Genomic DNA, 23,670 nt, shown 5'->3' with positions numbered 1-23,670 from the left:
GAGGTCGCTATGAAATTATTGATCCTTGGCAATCACACCTGCGGAAACCGCGGTGACAGCGCAATTTTACGCGGATTGCTGGATGCGATTGCCCTGATTAATCCTGACGCAGATGTTGACGTGATGAGCCGCTATCCGGTGAGTTCATCGTGGTTATTAAACCGTCCGGTGATGGGCGATCCGCTCTACAGCCAGATGAAAGAGCACAATAACGCCGCCGGTCTGATGGGGCGGGTGAAGAAAGTGCTGCGTCGTCGCTATCAGCACCAGGTGCTGCTTTCACGCGTGACGGACACCGGCAAGCTGCGCAATATTGCCATCGCTCAGGGCTTTACCGATTTTGTCCGCAGGCTTAACGATTACGACGCGATTATTCAGGTCGGCGGTTCGTTCTTTGTCGATCTCTATGGCGTGCCGCAATTTGAACATGCGCTCTGCACCTTCATGGCGAAAAAGCCGCTTTATATGATGGGTCACAGCGTCGGCCCATTCCAGAATGAAGCCTTCAACCAGCTGGCGAATTATGTTTTCGGCCACTGTGATGCGCTGATCCTGCGAGAAACCGTCAGCCTCAATCTGATGAAGCAGAGCGACATCACCACCGAGAAAGTGGAGCAGGGCGTGGATACCGCCTGGCTGGTGGATCACCATCAGCACGATTTTGTTGCCAGCTATGCGGTGCAGCACTGGCTGGATCTGGCAGCAAAACAGAAAACCGTCGCAATCACCCTGCGTGAACTGGCGCCATTTGACAAGCGACTGAATACCACACAGCAGGCCTACGAACAGGCGTTTGCTGGAGTGGTCAACCGCATTATCGAGGCGGGCTACCAGGTGATTGCGCTTTCCACCTGTACCGGTATCGACAGCTACAACAAAGATGACCGTATGGTGGCGCTCAACCTGCGTCAGTACGTTAACGATCCGTCGCAATACCATGTGGTGATGGATGAACTCAACGATCTGGAGATGGGGAAACTGCTGGCCGCCTGCGATTTAACCGTCGGCACGCGTCTGCACTCGGCGATCATCTCAATGAACTTTGGTACCCCGGCGATTGCCATCAACTACGAACACAAATCGGCGGGCATCATGCAGCAACTGGGCATGCCGGAAATGGCGGTCGATATTCGTCACTTGCTGGACGGTTCGCTGGCGGCGATGGTCGCCGATTCGCTGGGGCAGTTGCCTGCCATTAACCAGCGTCTGGCAACGGCGGTTGCGGCTGAGCGCGAGCAGGGCATGAAGATGGTGAAATCGGTGCTTGACCGCGTACAGGGGGTGAAATGAAAGTCAGCTTCTTTTTGCTGAAGTTTCCATTATCTTCCGAAACCTTTGTCCTCAACCAGATTGTGGCGTTTATCAATATGGGGTTTGAGGTGGAAATCATCGCTCTGCAAAAGGGCGATATGAACAATACCCACGCGGCCTACACCGAATACCGGCTGGCGGAGAAAACCCGCTGGCTGCTGTCGGAACCGGAAGGACGCATGGCGAAGCTGGGCTACCGTGCGCAGGCAATGGCGCGCGGGATGTGGAAACCCGCAACCTGGAAAGCGCTGAATATCAGCCGCTATGGCAACGAAGCGCGCAACCTGATCCTGCCAGCGATTTGTGCTCTCGCTCCGCGTACCTTCAATGCGGATATTTTTATTGCTCACTTTGGCCCGGCAGGCGTTACGGCGGCAAAACTGCGTGAACTTGGCGTGCTGAAGGGCAAAATCGCCACGGTTTTCCATGGTATCGATATTTCCCATCGCGATGTGCTGAACCACTACACGCCGGAGTATCAGCAACTGTTCCAGCGCGGGGATTTGATGTTGCCGATCAGCGAGCTGTGGGCGGGCAGACTGAAAAAAATGGGCTGCCCGGAGAAAAAAATCGCAGTTTCGCGTATGGGCGTCGATATGGCGCGCTTTAGCCTGCGCCCGGTTAGAGCGCCGGGTACTCCGCTACAAATTATCTCGGTGGCGCGTCTTACCGAGAAAAAAGGGCTGCATGTGGCGATTGAAGCTTGCCGCCTGCTAAAGGAACGCGGCGTCGATTTCAAATATCGCATTCTGGGAATCGGTCCATGGGAACGCCGTTTGCGCACCTTGATCGAACAGTTCCAACTGGAAGATGTGATTGAGATGCCGGGCTTTAAACCGAGTCATGAAGTCAAGGCCATGCTCGATGAAGCGGATGTTTTCCTGCTGCCTTCGGTGACGGGCGCGGATGGCGATATGGAAGGGATACCCGTTGCCCTGATGGAAGCGATGGCGGTGGGCATTCCGGTGGTTTCGACGGTGCACAGCGGCATTCCGGAGCTGATTGAAGCCGGTAAATCCGGCTGGTTGGTGCCGGAAAACGATGCTCAGGCGCTGGCGCAGCGGCTTGCCGCGTTTGGCTCGATGCAGGGCCAGGATTTAGCGCCGGTGGTGACGCGTGCGCGGGAAAAAGTCGAAGCCGACTTTAATCAAAAGATCATCAATCAGCAGCTTGCCAGCCTGTTGCAGGCGCTTTGAATCGAGGTTTTATGACCGCAAAAAAAGCATCAACACCGCTCTCACGCCGCACTTTTCTCGCTGCCGGCTCTGCGCTGGCGGCGCTTCCGTTACTGCATTCGCCAGCCGCACGTGCGCTGGGACGCAATGATTCCGTCAGCATCAGCGATTATGATCACCACGACTGGCCCGCTGCGTTAAATAAAGCCTTTAACGAGGGGCAAACGGTAGAAATCCCCGCTGGCCTGGTGTGTGAAAATATCAATACCGGGATCTTTATCCCGCCGGGTAAAACGCTGCTGATCCGTGGCGCGCTGAAGGGCAGTGGGCGCGGACGATTTGTGTTGCAGGATGGTAGCCGCGTTATCGGCGAGAAAGGCGGAAGCTTGTATAACATTACGCTGGATGTGCGTGGTTCCAACTGCGTTATCCAGGGTATCAGTATGAGCGGCTACGGCCCGATCATGCAGATTTATATTGGCGGCAAAGATAACAGCATGCTGCGTAACTTGCTGATAGATAACATCACTGTCAGCAAGGCTAACTACGGCATCCTGCGCCAGGGTTATCATAATCAACTGGACGGCGCACGTATCACGAATAGCCGTTTCAGCGACCTGCAGGGCGATGCCATCGAATGGAACGTGGCAATTAACGATCGCAATATTCTGATTTCCGACCATATCATCAAAAATATCGATTGCACCAACGGCAAGATTAACTGGGGCATTGGTATCGGGCTGGCGGGCAGTACCTACGACAATAACTACCCGGAAGATCAGGCAGTGAAAAATTTCGTCGTGGCTAATATTACCGGCAGTAATTGCCGCCAACTGGTCCATGTCGAGAACGGCAAACATTTCATTATCCGTAACGTTAAAGCGGAGAATATCACCCCCGATTTCAGCAAAAAGGCGGGCCTGGATAATGCCACGGTCGCTATTTACGGCTGCGATAACTTTGTTATTGATAATGTCAGTATGGTCAATAGTGCCGGAATGTTGATTGGTTATGGCGTGATCAAGGGGAATTATTTATCCATACCGCAGAACTTTAAACTCAACGATATTCAGCAGGATAACAGCGGCAGTAAATATAAGCTGCGCGGTATCCAGATATCGTCCGGTAATGCCACGTCGTTTGTGGCGATTACGAATCTAAAAATGAAGCATGCGACGCTCGAGTTGCATAACAAGCCACAACATCTTTTCTTGCGAAATATCAATGTAATGCAAGATGCAGCCAATGGTCCGGCGCTGAAACTCAATTTTGACTTGCGCAAAGATGTGCGCGGACGTTTTATGGCCAAAAATGACACGCTGTTGTCGCTGGCGAATATTCACGCAGTTAACGAAAACGGGCAAAGCTCGGTGGATATCGACAGGGTCGATCAGCATGTGGTGAATGTTGATAATTTGAACTTCCGGCTACCGGCGAAGCGGTTATAAGCCGTTATTACGGGCTTTTGCGATAAATCCTGGTGATTTAACCGGGGGGTTAGGATTACATCGTTGGCCTGAACTGGACAGTCATAACACAACATAAGACTTTTTACCGATCATCATCGCTAACTTGCTGGCGAAACCAGGTTAAAGGTTTATACTTCGTCCAATTATTATAGGTGGATAGAAATAATGGTTAATTTGAAAGCAGTTATTCCGGTAGCAGGGTTGGGAATGCATATGCTTCCTGCCACGAAAGCCATTCCAAAAGAGATGCTGCCGATTGTCGACAAGCCGATGATTCAGTATATCGTCGATGAAGTTGTTGCTGCAGGGATCAAAGAAATCGTTCTGGTTACTCACTCGTCTAAAAACGCAGTGGAGAACCACTTCGACACCTCATATGAGCTGGAAGCGCTGCTGGAGCAGCGTGTTAAGCGCCAGTTGCTGGCGGAAGTACAGTCTATTTGTCCGCCGGGCGTAACGATCATGAACGTGCGTCAGGCGCAGCCGCTGGGCCTGGGCCACTCTATCCTCTGTGCCCACCCGATTATTGGCGACAACCCGTTTGTCGTGGTGCTGCCGGATATCGTGCTGGACAACGCCACTGCGGATCCACTGCGCTACAACCTTGCCGCTATGGTGGCGCGTTTCACGGAAACTGGCCGCAGCCAGGTACTGGCAAAACGCATGAAAGGCGATCTCTCGGAATACTCCGTGATTCAGACCAAAGAGCCGCTGGATACTGAAGGCAAGATTAGCCGTATCGTTCAGTTCATCGAAAAACCGGATCAGCCGCAAACGCTGGATTCTGACCTGATGGCCGTGGGGCGCTATGTGCTTTCTGCGGATATCTGGCCTGAGCTGGAGAAAACCGAGCCGGGCGCCTGGGGCCGTATCCAGTTGACCGATGCGATTGCCAAACTGGCGGAAAAACAGTCTGTCGATGCAATGCTGATGACTGGCGAGAGCTACGACTGCGGTAAGAAAATGGGCTATATGCAGGCATTTGTGCAGTATGGCTTACGCAACCTGAAAGAAGGTCAGAAGTTCCGCGATAGTATTAAGAAGCTTCTTAGCTCGCATGGCTGATAGACAGTCTGCATAACATAATTTTACGAGAGACTACCCTGCGTTTTCAGGGTAGTCTCTTGTCGTATTGAAATCCTATAGAATTCGCAGAATGTGGCCGTAACGGGTTATCGGAAGGTGCCTGTCTGCGATAATTATTGTTGTTGAGTAAGTTTTCATTTCTCGACTAGTGCTTCTGGTAGCCAAAGCCAGGGGCGGTAGCGTGCCATTTTTATACACAAATACAGTACTGAACGAGCAGGAGAAGAAGGATGTTACTTCCAGTTGTTATGGCAGGAGGAACAGGAAGCCGTTTATGGCCATTGTCCCGTGAATTGCAACCGAAGCAATTTCTGTCATTCCACCAAGGAGGGTCGATGCTACAAAATACTATCACTCGTCTTAATGGTCTCGATGCTGCTGCTCCCTTAGTTATTTGCAACGAAGAGCATCGTTTTCTGGTTGCTGAGCAGTTAAGGCAGCTTGACAAACTTGCTGATAACATCATCCTGGAACCTGTCGGTCGCAATACCGCTCCTGCTATTACTCTCGCTGCATTGCATGCTATTGCCGGTGGTGAGGACCCAATACTGCTCGTACTCGCAGCAGATCATTTAATCGCCGATTCAGACGCATTCCGTTCCGTTGTTAACCACGCTATTTCTTTCGCTCAACACGATAAATTAGTTACGTTTGGGATTGTTCCAAAGCAACCTGAAACAGGATATGGCTATATCCAGCGTGGTGATATCCAACAATCTGATGGTTCCTCCGCATGGAAAATTAAGCGCTTCGTTGAAAAACCGGACAGAGAAACAGCGGAGAAGTATCTGGAAAGCGGTGAGTATTTATGGAATAGCGGTATGTTTATGTTCCGCGCATCCGCTTATTTAAATGAAGTCAGTAAATTCTGTCCTGAGATCCTGGATGTATGCCAACGATCGATGGCGCAATCGGTAAATGACCTTAACTTCATTAAATTAAATAAAGATATCTTCGCGGCGTGCCCGTCTGATTCTATTGATTATGCGGTGATGGAGCATACTGAATCCGGCATTGTTGCAGCTATGGATGCCGGCTGGAACGATATCGGTTCCTGGTCTGCTTTGTGGGAAACATCATCGAGGGATAATGCAGGAAATGCGATGCAAGGCGATGTTTTTATTCATAATTCCCACGATTGCTATATTCACAGCGAAGACAAGCTTACTGCGGCGCTGGGATTACACGACCTGGTCATTGTTAATACAAAAGACGCGCTACTGGTATCGGACAAAAACTGTACCCAGGACGTTAAGGTCGTCGTCGACTATTTAAAAAAACAATCGAGAAGCGAATATAGATTACACCCAACACGCTATCAACCTTGGGGACATGTAGAATCTCTCATCAAGGAGGCACGTTATAACGTCAATCGTATAACTCTGTTGCCCGGCGGTGAACTCTCACTGCAAAAACATAATTATCGTGTTGAACATTGGGTCGTGTTGAGTGGAACAGCATTAATTCGCATCGATGACGAAGAACAATATCTTGCCGAAAACGAATCGGTCACCGTTCTACCTGGACAAAAACATAAAATCAAGAACCCGAAAGACATGAAATTAGAAATTTTGGAAATCCAATTTGGTAGTTATTTAGGTGAAGATGATGTGCAAAGGATTCTGTAAATGAATAAAAATATGGCAGACAAATTAACTTGTTTTAAAGCATATGATATTCGTGGAAAACTGGGCGAAGAACTCAACGAAGATATAGCCTGGCGGATTGGCCGTGCCTATGCCGAATTCTTAAAACCGAAGCAGGTTGTTGTCGGTGGTGATGTTCGTTTAACCAGCGAATCGCTGAAAATGGCATTGGCAAGAGGATTAATGGATGCTGGCTGCGATGTACTTGATATCGGACTTTCGGGCACGGAGGAGATCTATTTTTCCACATTCCACCTTGGCTGTGACGGCGGAATTGAAGTGACGGCGAGCCACAATCCAATTGATTATAATGGTATGAAGTTAGTGCGGCACGGCGCACAGCCGATCAGTGGTGATACAGGTTTAAATGAAATAAAACGGCTGGCGGAAGAAAACCAATTCACAAAAATTGTGGCGGAAAAACAAGGGCATTATAAAAAAATAGACATTCAACATGCCTACGTTGATCATTTACTTAGTTATATCGATACGAATAATTTCCGGAATAAAAAACTTAAGATCGTGATTAACTCCGGGAATGGCGCAGCAGGTCATGTTATTGATGAGATTGAACGACGTTTTAAACAACAAAATTTAATGATTGAGTTTATTAAGGTCCATCATAATCCGGATGGCACTTTTCCTCATGGGATCCCGAATCCATTACTGCCCTCATCCCGAAAGGACACGCAGAATGCAATAAGGCAGACAGGCGCAGATCTGGGCATTGCTTTCGATGGTGATTTTGATCGCTGCTTCTTTTTTGATGGACATGGAAACTTTATCGAAGGTTACTATATTGTCGGTTTGTTGGCTGAAGCTTTTTTGCGTAAAGATAAAGGCGCCAAAATTATTCACGACCCAAGATTGACCTGGAATACAATTGATATTGTCGAAAAATCAGGTGGCGTTCCGATTATGTCGAAAACAGGACATGCCTTTATTAAAGAAAGAATGCGCAAAGAGAACGCAATATATGGCGGCGAAATGAGTGCACATCACTATTTTCGAGATTTCGCCTATTGCGACAGCGGCATGATTCCTTGGTTGCTTGTGGCTGAATTAGTGTTGACAAGCGATTGTTCACTTTGTGAATTGGTTGAAACCAGAATCAAAAAATTCCCGGTATCGGGAGAAATTAACTGTAGTGTGTCTGATTCCGTTTCTTTAATCAAAAAAATAGAAGATCATTATGCGCCTTCTGCATCCGACATTAATTATATTGATGGTTTGAGCATGTCATTCGGGCAGTGGCGTTTTAATGTCCGGACCTCCAACACTGAACCTCTTTTACGTTTGAATGTTGAAGCGAAAAATAATCATACACTAATGCAACAGAAAACAAATGAATTACTGGAAATTATTAATAAATAGCACTGTTGCCAGATAGGTATACGCATATGGTTGAAGTTTTGTTGGCAGGGATCGGAGGACTACTGTTTTTCATGTGCTTAGTTCTTCCGTTACGTCATCGTTTATTAATGGTATTAGTCTCATCTGTACCTCAATTCTATCTTATTCAGATCGCAGGCGCGGATGTTTCGCTGGCATTTTTGCTTCCTATATTATTGCTGCCAGAATTTATTAAAAATGCGAACATCTTTTTGGCGAAACTACCGATCCTGTCGGTATTAGTATTGATCTGCTGTAGCATTGTTAGTTTGTTATGGTCTGAAGCGAAATCTGCAGGTATACGAGATATTGCTTATTATATTGAATTTATTGTTATTGCCAATGCAGTATATGTTCTCGCACGAACCAAAGAAAATGAACTGTATAAAATTACGAATATAATGTTGTTCTTTGTGTGTCTACAGGCGATAACAATTGTATTGTTCAGGTTGAATGAGACACTCGAACTGTCGATTGTTTTGTCCTCCATAAGTAAATATACCATGGGTGATAATACTCTGACTGCTTTACTTGAAGGCGCCAGAAATAATTTTTACGATCCGGTAAAAGCTGGCGGGATTTTATTTATAAATGCGAATGCTGCTGCCTGCTATGTTGGGATTTCGTCATTTATGGCTTGGGGTATATTCAAAGCATACAGAACAAAAATATCACTGCTGATGGCAATCTTTCTTTGGGTTAGCGTATTTTTCACAGGCTCAAAGGCGGGGATACTGTTTTCAGTATTAATACCTTTATTTATTGTCTATTTAAAACTACAAAAACAAACCAAAATTTATGTTTCTTTATTTTGTGCTATTTTTGCACTTATGCTGATTGGCATTGGTATAGTTTTTGGCATGACTGAACGTTACGATTTTCTCAGCCAATCAGCAGAAACAGCAGGAACGCGATATCAGATATGGGAGTATGCGTTTGATTCATTTATCAATAGCCCGCTTATGGGGCAGGGCTTTGGTGGCTGGGAAGAGAACTACAGTACATTTTCAAACTATTATTTACCCCCACATAATACACTTATTTTTCTTTGGTCGAAGTCAGGCTTGCTGGCAGCAGTAATGGGATTACTTTTTATTGTAAGTTGCCTTCGGGTTGCATTTAAAGGGATTCGTAATCAGCAAGCTAATGCCAGACAATTAAGTTATTCATTTATGATGGTCATTGCCTGGCTATTTGCTCATGGTTTTGGTGAAAATTTTGGTTTGATTGGCGAGCAACATCAAATGATCATTTTGACAATCATGTTGGGAGTTTGCCTGGCAAATAACTCCCCGAAGATGTCAGCTCACAGGACGTAAAATGGAAACTATTGGTATTTTTCGCAATCAGCTTTTTAAAGGCTCAGAGGTATTTATATCTCAGCAGGCTGAGGCGCTTCAGGCATATAATAAATGTTATATCGGCAGAAGAGCTCTTGGGAATAAACCTTCATCGACAACAAGCTGGTTGCTCAATGCAAATGGCACCAGGAAAGAAAAACTCGCTGAACTCTATAATGCACTGACTACGTCAGCACAGCCTTATCTGCATATATTACAACAGCAACCTTTAGATCTGATTCATGCCCATTTTGCCATTGATGGTATTTATGGCTTGGCTCTGGCTAATAAAAGAGATATTCCTCTGATCACAACGTTACATGGTTTTGACGTTACTGTGAAAAATAAAGATTTATTGGCATCGCGATCTCCAGCCTGGATTAATTATTTTCTGCAACAAAAAAAATTAAAAAAAGAGGGCGATAAGTTTATCGGTGTCTCTGACTTCATCGTGAAACAAGCTATTCGTAATGGCTTTCCGGAAGACAAAATAATCAAGCACTATATCGGTATTGATGTCGAAAAATATCAGCCAGCAATCGCTGCAGAGCAAACCGGCATTATCTTACATGTCGCCAGACTGGTAGAAAAAAAAGGCACGGCCGTATTATTGGAAGCGATAAAAAAAGTCAAAGCAAGTAATAAAGATGTTCAGCTCGTCATCATTGGCGAAGGTCCGCTTTTATGCCAATTACAGGCACAGACAGTCGCCTATGGTATTGATTCTAACGTCACTTTCACCGGCGCGCTGCCACATGCTGAGGTAATGACGTGGATGCGCAAAGCAAGCATGCTGGTATTACCAAGCCTAACGGCAAAAACGGGTGATGCCGAAGGTCTGGGCATGGTCTTGCTGGAAGCTTCAGTGACCGCTATTCCAGTTATTGGTAGCAATCACGGCGGAATTCCCGAGGCGATTATTGATGAAAAAACGGGCTTCCTTGTTCAGGAGGGCGATACGCAACAACTTGCTGAGCGTATCCTTTTTCTTTTGAATAATGAGGCGAAACGTTGCTCGATTGGGCGCGAAGCCAGGACATTTGTTACCGAAAATTTTAACTTGGCACTTCAAACTAAAAAATTGGAAGATATTTATCGGGAAGTGATTCATGGCTAACCAAATAATTATTTTGGCACGATCGTTACCTTTTCATCACCTTGGAGGTATGGAGATTGTTGCATGGGATTTAGCTGTGGAATTAAAAAATAAGGGATATCAGGTTAGTGTTATAACAACTGATTTTGACACGGATATTGAAAATGAAATCGATGGGCCTGCACTAATAAAATTAAAAAATATTCCTCGAGGTAAATATTCGTCAGGTTGGTGGAAAAAAACGGCAGAAACCATGCTGGCATGGGAAAATAAGAACGAAGTCTGTGCAGTCATAAGCATTAGCGCAGGTGCTTTCGGTGTACTAAAACATAAGGATAAATTCCCTTATGCCAGATTCATCATGCAAGCGCATGGTACTTCAATGGGTGAGTTAGTTTCTAAGTTAAAAACGAAAAAAATAAAAAAAGCTCTTTCCGCAGTGAAAAATATCATTGGCTTTATTTCAGATGCGAAACATTATCGAGCTTTCGATTGGATTGTTGCAGTAGGTGATGCTGTTTATGACGATCTTAATGCTTTTCCAACGCGCATTATATGTACGCCGGAAAAGATTATAAAAATTGAAAATGGTATTGATCAAAATATTTTTACTGATTCGCAGTCCGAAAGAGAGCGCTTAAGAAATCTGTTTGCTATCCCGCAGAATGCATTGGTTTTTATGTCCGCTTCGCGGCTTCATGAACAAAAAGGGGTTGATACGAATATTCGCCTCTTTGCCAGCATAAAAAATAAAATCCATAACGCAAAGTATGTTATCTGTGGTGATGGTCCATATGAAGCGCAGTTGCATAAAATCGTGCAAGATTACGGTCTTGCTGAGGATATTCTTTTTTTAGGTGCAAAAACCAGACGTGAGTTATCATTGATAATGCAGTGCGCTGATATTTTCTTATTTCTGACTAAGCGTATTGAAGGTTTGCCTCTCAACATTCTGGAAGCGATGAGTGCTGGTTTACCATTAATTATCTCTGAACATTTGAGTTTTGAGGCCAGTGAGAAAATTATAAAATGTAATGCAGCTTGTATTGATAATGATAGCATGGTGGATGATATTTTAAATATGCTGTCATATGGCAGGGAGTCCTATATAAAGGATAAAAATACATTGACTTACTCCGTGGATAAATATATTTCATTAATTCAAAGTAACAACAAATGAAGAAAGCAATAGGTCAGTTACTTGGCGGAAATATGCTGTCAAAAGTCCTCGGTCTAGTTCGGGAAATTCTGATGGCAAAATTTTTCGGTACCGGTGATGTGAATGGCGCATATCGAATCGCGCAAACCGGGACATTAGTGCCAATCAATTTTATGACAAGCGATAGTCTAAATTCTGCCTTTATACCATTATATAAAAAATATCTTGTAGAAGATGAACAACGAGCGTCGACCTTCAAATGGTGCATGTTCATTTTCTTTACATTGATATCATTATTTGTTTTTTGTCTTTTATATCTTAACTCAGGCTATTGGGTTAAAATAATGGCGCCGGGAATAAATGAAAATACGCGCCTAATGTCGATAGAACTGTTAAAAATAATGGCGATATGCTGTCCATTTTATTTGTTCTCAGGGCTCGTGAATTATATATCGATGGCTCATGGAGATTATAAGCCTTTTTCTGTACGCGCTTCGATTCAGAATGTGGGTATGTTACTAGGAGTCGTTGCCGCATATATCTACCAGAACTTTTTGCTTTTGGCATGGGGTTTCACTTTCAGCTACATCTTCTTCAGTATTTGGGTAATATCACGAGCATGGAAAGGAGCCCTGCTAACTTTTCCTGAACGCTTTGACCTTGAAGAAATAAAAAAAGTGATGTATCGTTTTTGGATCACTCTGCGCCCTTTATTGCTATTGCCACTAATTCTTCAAGGCAATATCACACTGGAGCGTGCTCTGGCATCGCTGATAAGTATTGATGTCGTTTCTGCTCTGGATTATGCAAAATTCATTACGGATACCTTAGTTTTTATTTTTTCCGTGCCGATCGCTTTTGCTGGTTTATCCGAGTGGTCTTCTCAACCACAAGATGTGATGAGAGAAAAAATCATTAAAATCTATCACTGGTTGGGACTATTAGTCATTAATATATCTTTTTTTATTTTCTACTATGCCAGAGATATTGTTATTTTATTATTTATGCGCGGTGCTTTTAACGACCACTCCGTTACTGTTACCACACAGATTGTACAGGGGATGTGCATTGGTTTATGGGCGCAAGTCATTGGCTATATATTTACTAAAGCACTAAGTGCACATCTTAAAAACAAACATGTTTTTATAGTAATGGTTATAGCATTATTGAGTAACGCGGTCGTTAATCTCGTGACTTATAGGACATGGGGAGCATTTGGCCTTGGGCTTGGTAATGCGGCATACAGTTTGGTGATGTTCCTATTAGGTGGTTGGTATCTGAAAATATTCAACTCACTGCTGTCGACAATATTAAAAGTAGGATCTGGGTTGCTTGTTTATTGGTGTCTGATGATGCTCGTCGGAAATAATCTAATTGTATTTAACTCGGTTTTATTACGATTAATAATTAATGGTGTGTTCTTCTTAATTTTTGCTGCTATCTGGGCCATGCTTTTTCCGCTATATCGTAATGGCGTTAAATCTATATTAATCAGAAAAGGGATGAGATAATTTAGAAATCATGAAAAAGAACAAGTCGGTTAATGATATCGTGGTTTTATCAACTGCTGATTGGGATAATCCTTTCTGGACAAATAAACAGCATGTTACGCTTGAACTTGCCAAACGTGGACATCGGGTATTATATATTGAATCGTTAGGGTTACGCCGCCCTGGTATCAATAAGCGAGATTTATCACGTATTTTTCGTCGGGTTCTGAAAGCAATTAAAGCACCAAGGCAGGTTCGCGATAATATTTGGGTGTGGTCTCCGATATCCATTCCATTCAACCGATACAGTATCGTCAGAAAATTTAATAAGTTCATGCTTAGTAGCGCCCTGAAATTCTGGTGCTGGAAGCTGGGGATGCGCGAAAAAACGTTGTGGACATACAATCCTCTCACAACTCGTTTTTTGACATTGGGGCATTTTTCGAATGTTATATATCATTGTGTAGACGAGATAAAAGCACAGCCGGGTATGCCCGTTGATATCTTGCAGGAGGCAGAGGAAGAGTTAGTCCGCAAAGCTGATATTGTTTTCGTAACTTCTCTGACACTCTTAAAATCGAGAAAACAATGGAGTGATAATGTTTATTATCATTCGAATGTTGCTGACTATAATCACTTTTCTCTCGCTCTCAATGAAGAAACGCGAATTCCTGAGGATCTGAAAAATATTCCTGATCCACGCATTGGGTTTATCGGTGCGATCAGTGGCTATAAAGTTAACTTTGCGCTATTGGAAAAAATCGCTGAAGCGCATCCTGAGTGGTCTATTGTAATGATTGGCACCGTTGGAGAAGGCGATCCGAATACGGATGCTACCCGTCTTACGCGGCATAAAAATATCCATTTAATCGGCCCTCGGGACTATAAGTTATTACCTAATTATCTGAAAGGGTTCAGTGCCACACTGCTTCCGAATAACATCAATGAATATACGGCTTCAATGTTTCCGATGAAGTTCTTTGAATATCTCGCTGCGGGGAAAACAGTAGTTAGCGTTGATCTGGCGTCTTTGGCTGATTTCAAAGACTATGCTCGAATCGGAAAAAATGATGAAGAATTTATTGCCAGGTTAGAAGCTGTTATCGCCGGTGACAGTATTTCTGTAGAGCAGTGTCAGGAATTAGCAAGAGAATATACCTATCAGGCTCGTACCGAAAAAATGTTTAAAATAATTGATGAGAAATGCAATGAAAGTAGCAATCGTCCATGAGTGGTTAAGTTCTTATGCAGGTTCGGAAAAAGTTGTTGAGCAAATTCTCCGCTGTTATCCTGATGCAGATATTTTTGCCGTTTGTGATTTTTTAAAGCTGGAAGACAGAGCATTTCTCAATGATAAGAAAGTTACAACAACATTCATTCAACGGTTGCCGTGGGCGGCTAAAAAATTCCAGTCTTATTTACCCCTAATGCCACTTGCCATTGAGCAACTGGATATGTCTGCTTATGATGTCGTGATCTCCAGCAGCCATGCAGTCGCTAAAGGTGTCATCACCGGGCCGGATCAAATTCATATTTCCTATGTTCACTCTCCGATCCGCTATGCCTGGGATTTCCAGCATCAATACTTACGCGAGGCCGGACTTGATAAAGGGCTGAAAGGATGGATTGCAAAATATTTACTGCATAAAATTCGTATTTGGGATTACCGTACTGCAGCTGGGGTAACGCATTTTATTGGCAATTCAAAATTCATCGGACGGCGTATAAATAAAGTCTATGGGCGCCAGGCCAGCGTGATTTATCCACCAGTAAATACGGAAAAATTTAAATTTAGTGATACCAAAGAGGATTTTTACCTTGCTGCCTGTCGTATGGTTCCCTATAAACGCGTGGATTTAATTGTCAGTGCTTTTGCTAAAATGCCCGACAAAAAATTAGTGGTGATTGGCGATGGCTCTGAAATGGATAAAATTAAAAAACTGGCAACAAATAATATTACGCTGCTAGGGTATCAGGATGATGCTTCTCTGATTGATTACATGAAACGAGCAAAAGCTTACGTCTTCGCGGCAGAAGAGGATTTCGGTATCTCTCCTGTAGAGGCTCAGGCAAGCGGCACACCTGTTATTACGTTTGGTAAAGGTGGCTGCCTTGAAACTGTTCGGCCTTTGGGAAGTGAAAAGCCAACAGGTGTTTTCTTCTTTGAGCAAACCGCGGATGCAATTTGTAAGGCTGTGCATACATTTGAGCAGTATGCTGATCAAATCAGTCCGGCAGATTGCCGCGAGCATGCGCTTTATTTTTCTGAAAAGCGTTTTTGCGCTGAAATGACTTCATTTGTGGAGCAGTCCTGGCGTGAGTACTCTGAAGGATTACTGAATATTCAGGCTGCGAAAACACAAAATATATACACCCACCAAGATTAATGTGTCATCAGGTACAGTGAATTTTCATCGTGCCGGGAAAATATAATGAAAAGTTTCGAATTCAAGAATCAAAAAAGAGAGTTCATTTGTCGAATTGCTTTGGCATTATCAGATTTATTCTGGCTCAATGTGGCACTGGGACTTTCTTTTCTTTCTGTAGCTACGTTCCTCGGCAGCCTTAATACTTTCATGCCGCTCGTGCAGATTGATGTCCGGATTTTCTCTCATTTTATTATGACGATGTTGTGCGTTTTATGGTTCGGGATCCGCTTGCGCCATTATGCACAAAAAAAACCATTCTGGTCTGAGTTAAAAGAAACACTGCGCACTATCGTTATATTTTCAATTTTCGATTTGGCGCTGGTTGCGTTTTCTAAATGGCATTTTTCTCGGTATATTTGGGTTTACTGCTGGCTTTATGCCATCATTTTAGTCCCTCTGTCCCGTGAAATAGTCAAGCACCTTCTTGATAAACTCGGTTATTGGAAAAAGAGCACGGTTATACTTGGGGTAGGGCGTAATGCAAGGGAAGCTTACTACGCGCTGCAAAGTGAAGAGGTGTCTGGTTTTAAAATTGATGCATTCTGTGATTTTGATACTGACATTCATACTCTGGAAGAGTGCCCAGTTATACGCAATGAAGAGACATTATTAAACACGTTTAACCCTTTTTCTACACAGTTTGTAGTTGCATGTGATTATAACGAAAGTGATAAATTTGAAACATGGTTGCGGTTTCTGGCAAAACATAAATGTCGGAATATTACAATCATTCCATCGTTACGTGGTTTCCCTCTGTATGGCACCAGCATGTCTTTTATTTTTAGTCATGAAGTGCTGTTGTTACAGGTGCATAATAATTTGTCAAAAGCCACTTCTCGTTTCATTAAGCGGTTTTTCGATATTGTATGTACCCTGGGTATCCTGGCAATCTCGTCGCCGCTCTTTATTTATCTATGGTATACGGTGAGCCGTGATGGCGGTCCGGCTATTTATGCACATCCCCGCATTGGTCGGCGTGGAAAAGAATTCAATTGTTATAAATTTCGTTCGATGGTAATGAATTCTCAGGAAGTGCTGGATGATCTTCTGACCAAAGACCCACTTGCACGTTCCGAGTGGGAAAAAGATTTTAAACTTAAAAATGATCCGCGTATTACTCGTATTGGTCGTTTCATCCGCAAAACCAGTCTGGATGAATTGCCGCAGCTCTTTAATGTACTGAAAGGTGAAATGAGTCTCGTTGGTCCGCGGCCTGTAATACAGGAAGAACTTGAGCGTTATTCTGATGATGTTGAATATTATTTAATGGTCAAACCAGGAATGACCGGTCTATGGCAGGTGAGTGGTCGTAATGATGTTGATTATGCCACGCGCGTTTATTTTGACTCCTGGTATGTTAAGAACTGGTCACTGTGGAATGATATCGTAATTTTATTCAAAACAATAAATGTTGTGCTTTTACGGAAGGGCGCTTACTAAATAACATTTTGCTATGTATTGAGATGTCTGGAGTTTGAATGAAAGCATTTGTTTTCGTCAATGATAATGCTTCTGTATATAAAAGATATACGCAGGGAGAGATCCCTGCGCAATTCATTTATGGTGTCACCCAGTTACAGAAAATGGACTTTGAAGTTAAAGTTGCCAGTGGAAACTTTGTGAAAGATTTACAGGATTTCGTAAAATAAAAACCTGATCTTTTCTTTATGCTATTTATGAAGAGAAAAACACTTTTCTTTTTTCTGCTGGCTAAATTATTTCTAATTAAGACTAAATTTGTTAGATGGTTGCACCTCGACATTTTTTCGCCACCAAAAAGCAAGGCGAAAAAAATCATTCATGCGCTTTTTTTGCCCATTATTGAGCGATATATACGTACCCTCGATTCAATTTTCTTCCTTTCTAAAAAAACACTGGCTGAAATTTCAGAAAAACGAAATTTGAATCCTGCGAAATGTCATTTCATTCGCTGGAGCGGCGATAAAGAATTTTATAAGTATTTTCAGCAAGACGATCTTTCTGATGACATTATTTCTACTGGTCGGGAAAACAGAGATCTCCCTGTCGTGTTTAATGCGTTAGCCAATACTAATATCAAAGTTGATTTTTATACTAGCGATACCAGTCAGTCTGATTTTTATCATAATATTAAAGGCGACTTCAAAATTAATAAAGATTTTTGGCAGTATAATACATTGCTTGAAAAAGTCAGTGTTGCAAAAGCAATGATTATCCCTTTGCGGCAGGATAAAATTAATTATTGTGTTGGGTTATCTTCACTGATTGAGGCTATTGCATTAGGACGTCCAGTAATAACGACTTACAATCCATACTGGTATGTCGATATCGAAGCCGAAATATCGGAATTGTTATTCGCCAGAATACGAAAGAAAACTGGGAGTAGGCACTTAATTTACTGGCTAATAATGATGAGTTGGCGCGTGAAATGTCCGAGAATGCTATGCGCGTTTTCAATGAAATATGTGATTTTACTTTTACAGAAAAAAACTGGCCGAACATATCAACAGACTTTTTGCGGATAAGTAAACTCTTGTGCAAGCTCGGTGGCCGCTTTACTATATAACGCTATAACGCTATAACGCTATAACGCTATAACGCTATAACGCTATAACGCTATAACGCTATAACGCTATAACGCTATAACGCTATAACGCTATAACGCTATAACGCTATAACGCTATAACGCTATAACGCTATAACGCTATAACGCTATAACGCTATAACGCTATAACGCTCGATGTAACCTTATAAAACAAAAGATAATTTGATTGTATCTACTACGAGCAACATCTTTTCTGCTAGCTTTGATGTTAACGATAAATAAGTGAATTCAATATGAAGATTCTTGTTACTGGTGGTGCGGGGTTCATTGGTTCTGCTGTTGCCCGGCATATCATCAACAATACGACCGATGAGGTTCGTGTTATCGACTGTCTGACCTATGCAGGTAATCTCGAGTCTTTGGCGACGGTTGCTGACAGCGACCGCTATTCATTTTCACGCACCGATATCACCGATATGCGGAGCGTGAGTGAACAATTTACTGAGTTCCGCCCGGATGTGGTGATGCACCTTGCTGCAGAGAGTCATGTCGACCGTTCTATTGATGGTCCGGCAGCGTTCATTCAAACCAATCTCGTTGGCACGTTTACCATGCTGGAGGCCGCACGCTACTATTACTCAACGTTAGATGATGCCAAAAAGCGCACCTTCCTTTTCCATCATATTTCTACCGATGAGGTTTTTGGCGATTTGCACGGTACGAATGCGCTGTTTACTGAAGAGACACCGTATGCCCCGAGCAGCCCGTACTCTGCTTCGAAAGCCGGTAGCGATCATCTGGTCCGCTCGTGGAATCGTACCTATGATCTGCCAGCAGTAGTGACCAATTGTTCGAACAATTACGGACCCTACCATTTTCCAGAGAAATTAATCCCCTTAATTATTCTTAATGCGTTGGCCGGTAAACAATTACCTGTTTATGGTAACGGCGAACAGATCCGCGATTGGCTTTACGTCGAGGATCATGCTCGCGCGCTGTATAAAGTGGTCACCGAGGGGAAAAATGGTGAGACATATTGTATTGGCGGGCATAACGAACGTAAGAACATTGATGTTGTAAAAACCATTTGCACTATTCTTGACCGTGTTATCGATAATAAACCCGCAGGAATCTCCAGCTTCTCTGAGCTGATTGTGTTTGTTCCTGACCGCCCTGGCCATGATGTGCGCTATGCTATTTGTGCAGATAAGATTAAACGCGATCTCGGATGGATACCGGAAGAAACGTTCGAAAGCGGTATTGAGAAAACAGTTCATTGGTATCTGAATAATAAAAGTTGGTGGCAGAGTGTGCTGGATGGTTCATATGCTGGCGAACGAATCGGCCTGAAAAAATAAGAGGTGATAACGACGATGAAAGGTATTGTTCTGGCTGGCGGTTCGGGCACACGTTTATATCCCATCACGCAGGGGGTATCGAAACAATTGCTGCCCATTTATGATAAACCGATGATCTTTTATCCTATTTCCGTCCTGATGCTGGCGGGTATTCGCGATATTTTAATTATCACGACACCGGAAGATCTTGCTTCATTCCAGCGCCTGCTTAAAGATGGCTCCCAGTTTGGCGTTAATTTTACCTATGCGGTCCAGCCATCCCCCGACGGCTTAGCGCAGGCATTTATTATTGGCGAGAAATTCATTGGCAATGATAATTGCGCGCTGGTGCTGGGTGATAATATTTATTTTGGACAAAGCTTTGGTAAAAAACTGGAAGCTGCGGCCAGTAAAACCAGCGGCGCTACCGTTTTTGGTTACCAGGTTCAGGATCCCGAGAGATTCGGCGTAGTAGAGTTTGATGAGAATTTTAAAGCGCTCTCTATCGAAGAAAAACCGTTAAAACCTAAATCCCATTGGGCCATCACAGGACTTTATTTCTATGACAATAAAGTACTGGATATGGCTAAAGAAGTGAAACCTTCTGCTCGTGGCGAACTTGAAATTACAACGCTTAATCAAATGTATCTGGAGCGTGGCGAACTGGATGTGGAAGTGTTGGGCCGTGGCTTTGCCTGGCTGGACACTGGCACGCATGACAGTCTGATTGAAGCCTCTCAATTTATCAATACGATCGAAAAAAGACAGGGCATGAAGGTCGCTTGCCTGGAAGAAATTGCCTTCCGTAAAAATTGGCTGACTACCGATGAAATGGCTGTTCAGGCTGAATTACTTAAAAAAACGGCGTATGGGCAGTATCTGCAAGTCCTGATTAATGAAAATAAAAGTTAACCATGGTCCATGAAAACCCAACAGAGTCGCGTTCAATGAAAATTTTGCTTGTCGGTAAAAATGGGCAGGTAGGTTGGGAATTACAGCGTTCCCTTGCTACGCTGGGTGAAGTTGTTGCTGTCGATTACTTCGATAAAACATTGTGTGGTGATTTGACGAATCAGGAAGGGATGGTCAGAACAATCCAGACGGTGCAGCCCGACGTAATTGTTAATGCCGCAGCACATACCGCCGTGGATAAAGCTGAAAGTGAACGAGAGCTTGCCGCGCAACTGAATGAGCATGGTGTTGCCGTGCTGGCTCGTGAATCAGCGAAACTGGGCGCACTGCTGGTGCACTATTCAACGGATTATGTATTTGATGGGGAAGGCGACCATTTCCGTTGCGAGGATGACGCTACCGGGCCGCTTAATGTCTACGGAAAGACTAAACTAGCAGGAGAGGAAGCAATCAGGAAAGTCAACCCTCGCCATCTTATCTTTCGTACCAGTTGGGTTTATGCTACGCGCGGCGCTAACTTTGCCAAAACGATGCTGCGCCTGGCGGGTGAAAAAGAGGCGCTTTCTATTATCAATGATCAATTCGGTGCGCCGACTGGCGCTGAATTATTAGCGGATTGTACAGCCATCGCCATTCGCGAGGAGCTACGCCGCAACAATACGGCCGGGACATATCACTTGGTCGCGAGCGGTGAAACAAGCTGGTACGATTATGCCCGTTATGTGTTCGATTTGGCTAAAGCCAGCGGTCATCAATTAAAGGTTACCGAGGTAACCGCGATTCCTACGTCGTCATACCCGACACCTGCGAAACGGCCGCGTAATTCGCGTCTCTCCAATGCTAAATTCCAGAAAACTTTCGGTGTTATCTTGCCTGACTGGAGAAAAGGCGTGGAGCGCGTGATAACGGAAGTTTTGGGTAAGTAAGAAAAGAGTTGAAGATGAAAGTCATTGAAACTGAAATCCCTGAAGTGAAGATTATCGAACCCGCGGTGTTTGGCGATGAGCGTGGTTTTTTTATGGAAACCTGGCAACAACGTAAGTTCGATGAAGTCATCGGCACCACGCACTTTGTGCAGGATAATCATTCTAAATCTTCAAAAAATATTCTGCGCGGATTGCATTACCAGACTAAAAACACGCAAGGAAAGTTAGTCCGTGTCGTTGAGGGCGAAGTGTTCGATGTTGCCGTCGATATGCGTAAAAAATCCCCTACGTTTGGCAAATGGGTGGGTGTCACTCTCTCCGCTGAGAATAAACGGCAGTTATGGATCCCTAAAGGCTTTGCTCATGGGTTCTATGCAATTTCAGAAACAGCCGAGTTTGTTTACAAATGTACTGATTACTACAATCCTGAATACGAACATGCCCTACTCTGGAACGATGCCACCGTTGGCATTCAGTGGCCAATCCTTCCTGACATGAAACCTCTGATGTCGCAAAAAGATCTCAATGCGAAATCTTTTGCAGAAGCTACTTTTTTTGAGTAACGCCTTTGTTAACGCTGCAACAATAGCCGTCTGTGCGGTAACAATACCAAAGCTATCCACAAAGCTGCGGTGTTGAGTTAACATCTCTGGCACATTTCAAGCCGCGCATAAGCCGCGGTGACCACACCTGACAGGAGTATGTAATGTCCAAGCAACAAATCGGCGTTGTTGGTATGGCAGTGATGGGGCGCAACCTTGCGCTCAACATTGAGAGCCGTGGCTACACCGTTTCCGTGTTCAACCGCTCCCGCGAAAAAACCGAAGAAGTGATTGCCGAAAACCCGGGCAAAAAGCTGGTTCCTTACTACACCGTGCAAGAATTTGTCGAATCCCTGGAAACCCCACGCCGCATCCTGCTGATGGTGAAAGCCGGCGAGGGTACTGACAAGGCGATCGAATCTCTGAAACCGTATCTGGACAAAGGCGACATCATCATTGATGGCGGTAACACCTTCTTCCAGGACACCATCCGTCGTAACCGCGAACTTTCTGCCGAAGGTTTTAACTTCATCGGTACCGGTGTTTCCGGCGGTGAAGAAGGCGCGCTGAAAGGCCCGTCAATCATGCCTGGCGGTCAGAAAGAAGCGTATGAACTGGTTGCGCCGATCCTGACGAAAATTGCTGCAGTGGCTGAAGATGGCGAACCGTGCGTCACTTACATCGGTCCGGATGGTGCGGGTCACTACGTGAAAATGGTGCACAACGGCATCGAATACGGTGACATGCAGCTGATCGCTGAAGCTTACGCGCTGCTGAAGGGCGGTCTGAACCTCTCTAACGAAGAGCTGGCGAAAACCTTCAGCGAGTGGAATGCGGGCGAACTGAGCAGCTACCTGATTGACATCACCAAAGATATCTTCACCAAGAAAGATGAAGAGGGTAAATACCTGGTCGATGTGATCCTGGATGAAGCGGCAAACAAAGGTACCGGTAAATGGACCAGCCAGAGCTCCCTGGATCTCGGCGAGCCGCTGTCGCTGATCACCGAATCCGTTTTCGCGCGCTACATCTCCTCCCTGAAAACGCAACGCGTTGCGGCTTCTAAAGTGCTTTCCGGACCGCAAGCGAAACCGGCTGGTGATAAAGCGGAATTTATCGAGAAAGTGCGCCGCGCGCTCTATCTGGGTAAAATCGTCTCTTACGCGCAGGGCTTCTCTCAGCTGCGTGCCGCCTCTGACGAGCACAACTGGGATCTGAACTACGGCGAAATCGCGAAGATTTTCCGCGCAGGCTGCATCATTCGTGCGCAGTTCCTGCAGAAAATCACTGACGCTTACGCAGAAACACCGGCAATCGCCAACCTGCTGCTGGCGCCGTACTTCAAGAAAATTGCTGATGATTACCAGCAGGCGCTGCGTGATGTCGTGGCTTACGCTGTGCAGAACGGTATTCCGGTACCGACTTTCTCTGCCGCAGTGGCCTATTACGACAGCTACCGTTCCGCCGTGCTGCCAGCGAACCTGATCCAGGCCCAGCGCGACTACTTCGGTGCGCACACCTATAAACGTACTGACAAAGATGGCGTCTTCCACACCGAGTGGCTGGATTAATCTGAAATCATTCGTTTGATGAATGCAAGCCCGGTTAGCGCAACCGGGCTTTTTTTCGGCCGCAGCGCGGCTTTTCAGGGCACTCGTCTTTAATTTGTTGACAATTCGACATTAAACTTCGCATCAACGCCGCTGTTGCAGGCTGGTTGTCGCCTTGACAGTCCCTCAACAGAAGAGGTAAAAACCCCAACAGTTATTGATATTAAGTGGGTGGCGACAGGTTCGTCATCTCCGGTTTCATACACTCACAAAAGTTGCTTATCGA

General features: G+C 44.6%; 20 protein-coding genes. All 20 read left to right on the top strand.

Annotation, left to right across the window (positions count from 1 at the left end; all coding sequences use genetic code 11):
- The first annotated feature begins 9 nt into the window (after positions 1-9).
- Positions 10-1,290: a colanic acid biosynthesis pyruvyl transferase WcaK gene (gene wcaK / locus C0557_RS16185; RefSeq protein WP_208659496.1), complete on the top strand. Its 1,281-nt coding sequence runs from the start codon at positions 10-12 to the stop codon at positions 1,288-1,290.
- Positions 1,287-2,507, top strand: coding sequence for a colanic acid biosynthesis glycosyltransferase WcaL (wcaL, locus tag C0557_RS16180; protein WP_208659494.1), 1,221 nt, complete (start codon positions 1,287-1,289; stop codon positions 2,505-2,507). The genes wcaK and wcaL overlap by 4 nt, the downstream gene beginning before the upstream one ends.
- A gap of 11 nt (positions 2,508-2,518) precedes the next feature.
- Positions 2,519-3,934, top strand: coding sequence for a colanic acid biosynthesis protein WcaM (gene wcaM / locus C0557_RS16175; protein ID WP_208659492.1), 1,416 nt, complete (start codon positions 2,519-2,521; stop codon positions 3,932-3,934).
- Positions 3,935-4,120: 186 nt separating this feature from the next.
- A complete protein-coding gene (galF, locus tag C0557_RS16170; protein ID WP_074778197.1) occupies positions 4,121-5,020 on the top strand; it encodes a GalU regulator GalF in 900 nt (299 codons plus the stop codon).
- Positions 5,021-5,271: 251 nt separating this feature from the next.
- On the top strand, positions 5,272-6,669 hold the full coding sequence (locus C0557_RS16165; RefSeq protein ID WP_074778195.1) for a mannose-1-phosphate guanylyltransferase/mannose-6-phosphate isomerase: 1,398 nt from the start codon (positions 5,272-5,274) through the stop codon (positions 6,667-6,669).
- A 12-nt stretch (positions 6,670-6,681) separates the two neighbouring features.
- Positions 6,682-8,061: a phosphomannomutase CpsG gene (locus tag C0557_RS16160; RefSeq protein WP_208662993.1), complete on the top strand. Its 1,380-nt coding sequence runs from the start codon at positions 6,682-6,684 to the stop codon at positions 8,059-8,061.
- A 26-nt stretch (positions 8,062-8,087) separates the two neighbouring features.
- Positions 8,088-9,398, top strand: a complete 1,311-nt coding sequence (locus C0557_RS16155) for an O-antigen ligase (RefSeq protein WP_208659490.1) — start codon at positions 8,088-8,090, stop codon at positions 9,396-9,398.
- 1 nt (position 9,399) lies between these two features.
- The gene (locus C0557_RS16150) at positions 9,400-10,536 is read left to right on the top strand and encodes a glycosyltransferase (protein ID WP_208659488.1); all 1,137 of its coding nucleotides are present in this window, start codon (positions 9,400-9,402) and stop codon (positions 10,534-10,536) included.
- A complete protein-coding gene (locus C0557_RS16145) occupies positions 10,529-11,695 on the top strand; it encodes a glycosyltransferase family 4 protein (RefSeq protein WP_208659486.1) in 1,167 nt (388 codons plus the stop codon). Before C0557_RS16150 ends, C0557_RS16145 begins: the two co-directional genes overlap by 8 nt.
- On the top strand, positions 11,692-13,185 hold the full coding sequence (murJ, locus tag C0557_RS16140) for a murein biosynthesis integral membrane protein MurJ (protein WP_253073732.1): 1,494 nt from the start codon (positions 11,692-11,694) through the stop codon (positions 13,183-13,185). The genes C0557_RS16145 and murJ overlap by 4 nt, the downstream gene beginning before the upstream one ends.
- A 10-nt stretch (positions 13,186-13,195) precedes the next feature.
- Positions 13,196-14,395, top strand: coding sequence for a glycosyltransferase (locus C0557_RS16135; RefSeq protein WP_208659484.1), 1,200 nt, complete (start codon positions 13,196-13,198; stop codon positions 14,393-14,395).
- Positions 14,373-15,551 carry a glycosyltransferase family 4 protein gene (locus tag C0557_RS16130; protein WP_208659482.1) on the top strand — a complete coding sequence of 393 codons (1,179 nt, stop codon included), beginning with the start codon at positions 14,373-14,375 and terminating at the stop codon, positions 15,549-15,551. Before C0557_RS16135 ends, C0557_RS16130 begins: the two co-directional genes overlap by 23 nt.
- 45 nt (positions 15,552-15,596) lie before the next feature.
- Positions 15,597-17,033: an undecaprenyl-phosphate galactose phosphotransferase WbaP gene (gene wbaP / locus C0557_RS16125; protein WP_208659480.1), complete on the top strand. Its 1,437-nt coding sequence runs from the start codon at positions 15,597-15,599 to the stop codon at positions 17,031-17,033.
- Between the two features lie 38 nt (positions 17,034-17,071).
- A complete protein-coding gene (locus tag C0557_RS16120; protein ID WP_208659478.1) occupies positions 17,072-17,242 on the top strand; it encodes a hypothetical protein in 171 nt (56 codons plus the stop codon).
- 27 nt (positions 17,243-17,269) lie between these two features.
- Positions 17,270-18,097 carry a hypothetical protein gene (locus tag C0557_RS16115; RefSeq protein ID WP_208659476.1) on the top strand — a complete coding sequence of 276 codons (828 nt, stop codon included), beginning with the start codon at positions 17,270-17,272 and terminating at the stop codon, positions 18,095-18,097.
- Between the two features lie 313 nt (positions 18,098-18,410).
- On the top strand, positions 18,411-19,475 hold the full coding sequence (gene rfbB / locus C0557_RS16110) for a dTDP-glucose 4,6-dehydratase (protein ID WP_208659474.1): 1,065 nt from the start codon (positions 18,411-18,413) through the stop codon (positions 19,473-19,475).
- A gap of 15 nt (positions 19,476-19,490) precedes the next feature.
- The gene (gene rfbA / locus C0557_RS16105) at positions 19,491-20,366 is read left to right on the top strand and encodes a glucose-1-phosphate thymidylyltransferase RfbA (protein ID WP_208659472.1); all 876 of its coding nucleotides are present in this window, start codon (positions 19,491-19,493) and stop codon (positions 20,364-20,366) included.
- Positions 20,367-20,401: 35 nt separating this feature from the next.
- Positions 20,402-21,292, top strand: a complete 891-nt coding sequence (rfbD, locus tag C0557_RS16100) for a dTDP-4-dehydrorhamnose reductase (RefSeq protein ID WP_208659470.1) — start codon at positions 20,402-20,404, stop codon at positions 21,290-21,292.
- 14 nt (positions 21,293-21,306) lie between these two features.
- Positions 21,307-21,855, top strand: a complete 549-nt coding sequence (rfbC, locus tag C0557_RS16095) for a dTDP-4-dehydrorhamnose 3,5-epimerase (protein WP_208659468.1) — start codon at positions 21,307-21,309, stop codon at positions 21,853-21,855.
- Between the two features lie 143 nt (positions 21,856-21,998).
- On the top strand, positions 21,999-23,405 hold the full coding sequence (gene gndA, locus C0557_RS16090) for an NADP-dependent phosphogluconate dehydrogenase (RefSeq protein WP_074778168.1): 1,407 nt from the start codon (positions 21,999-22,001) through the stop codon (positions 23,403-23,405).
- The last annotated feature ends 265 nt before the right edge of the window (positions 23,406-23,670 follow it).

This window comes from Kosakonia sp. MUSA4, assembly GCF_013085925.1.
GTDB lineage: Bacteria > Pseudomonadota > Gammaproteobacteria > Enterobacterales > Enterobacteriaceae > Kosakonia > Kosakonia sacchari_B.
This window is presented reverse-complemented; position numbering and strand designations above follow the sequence as displayed.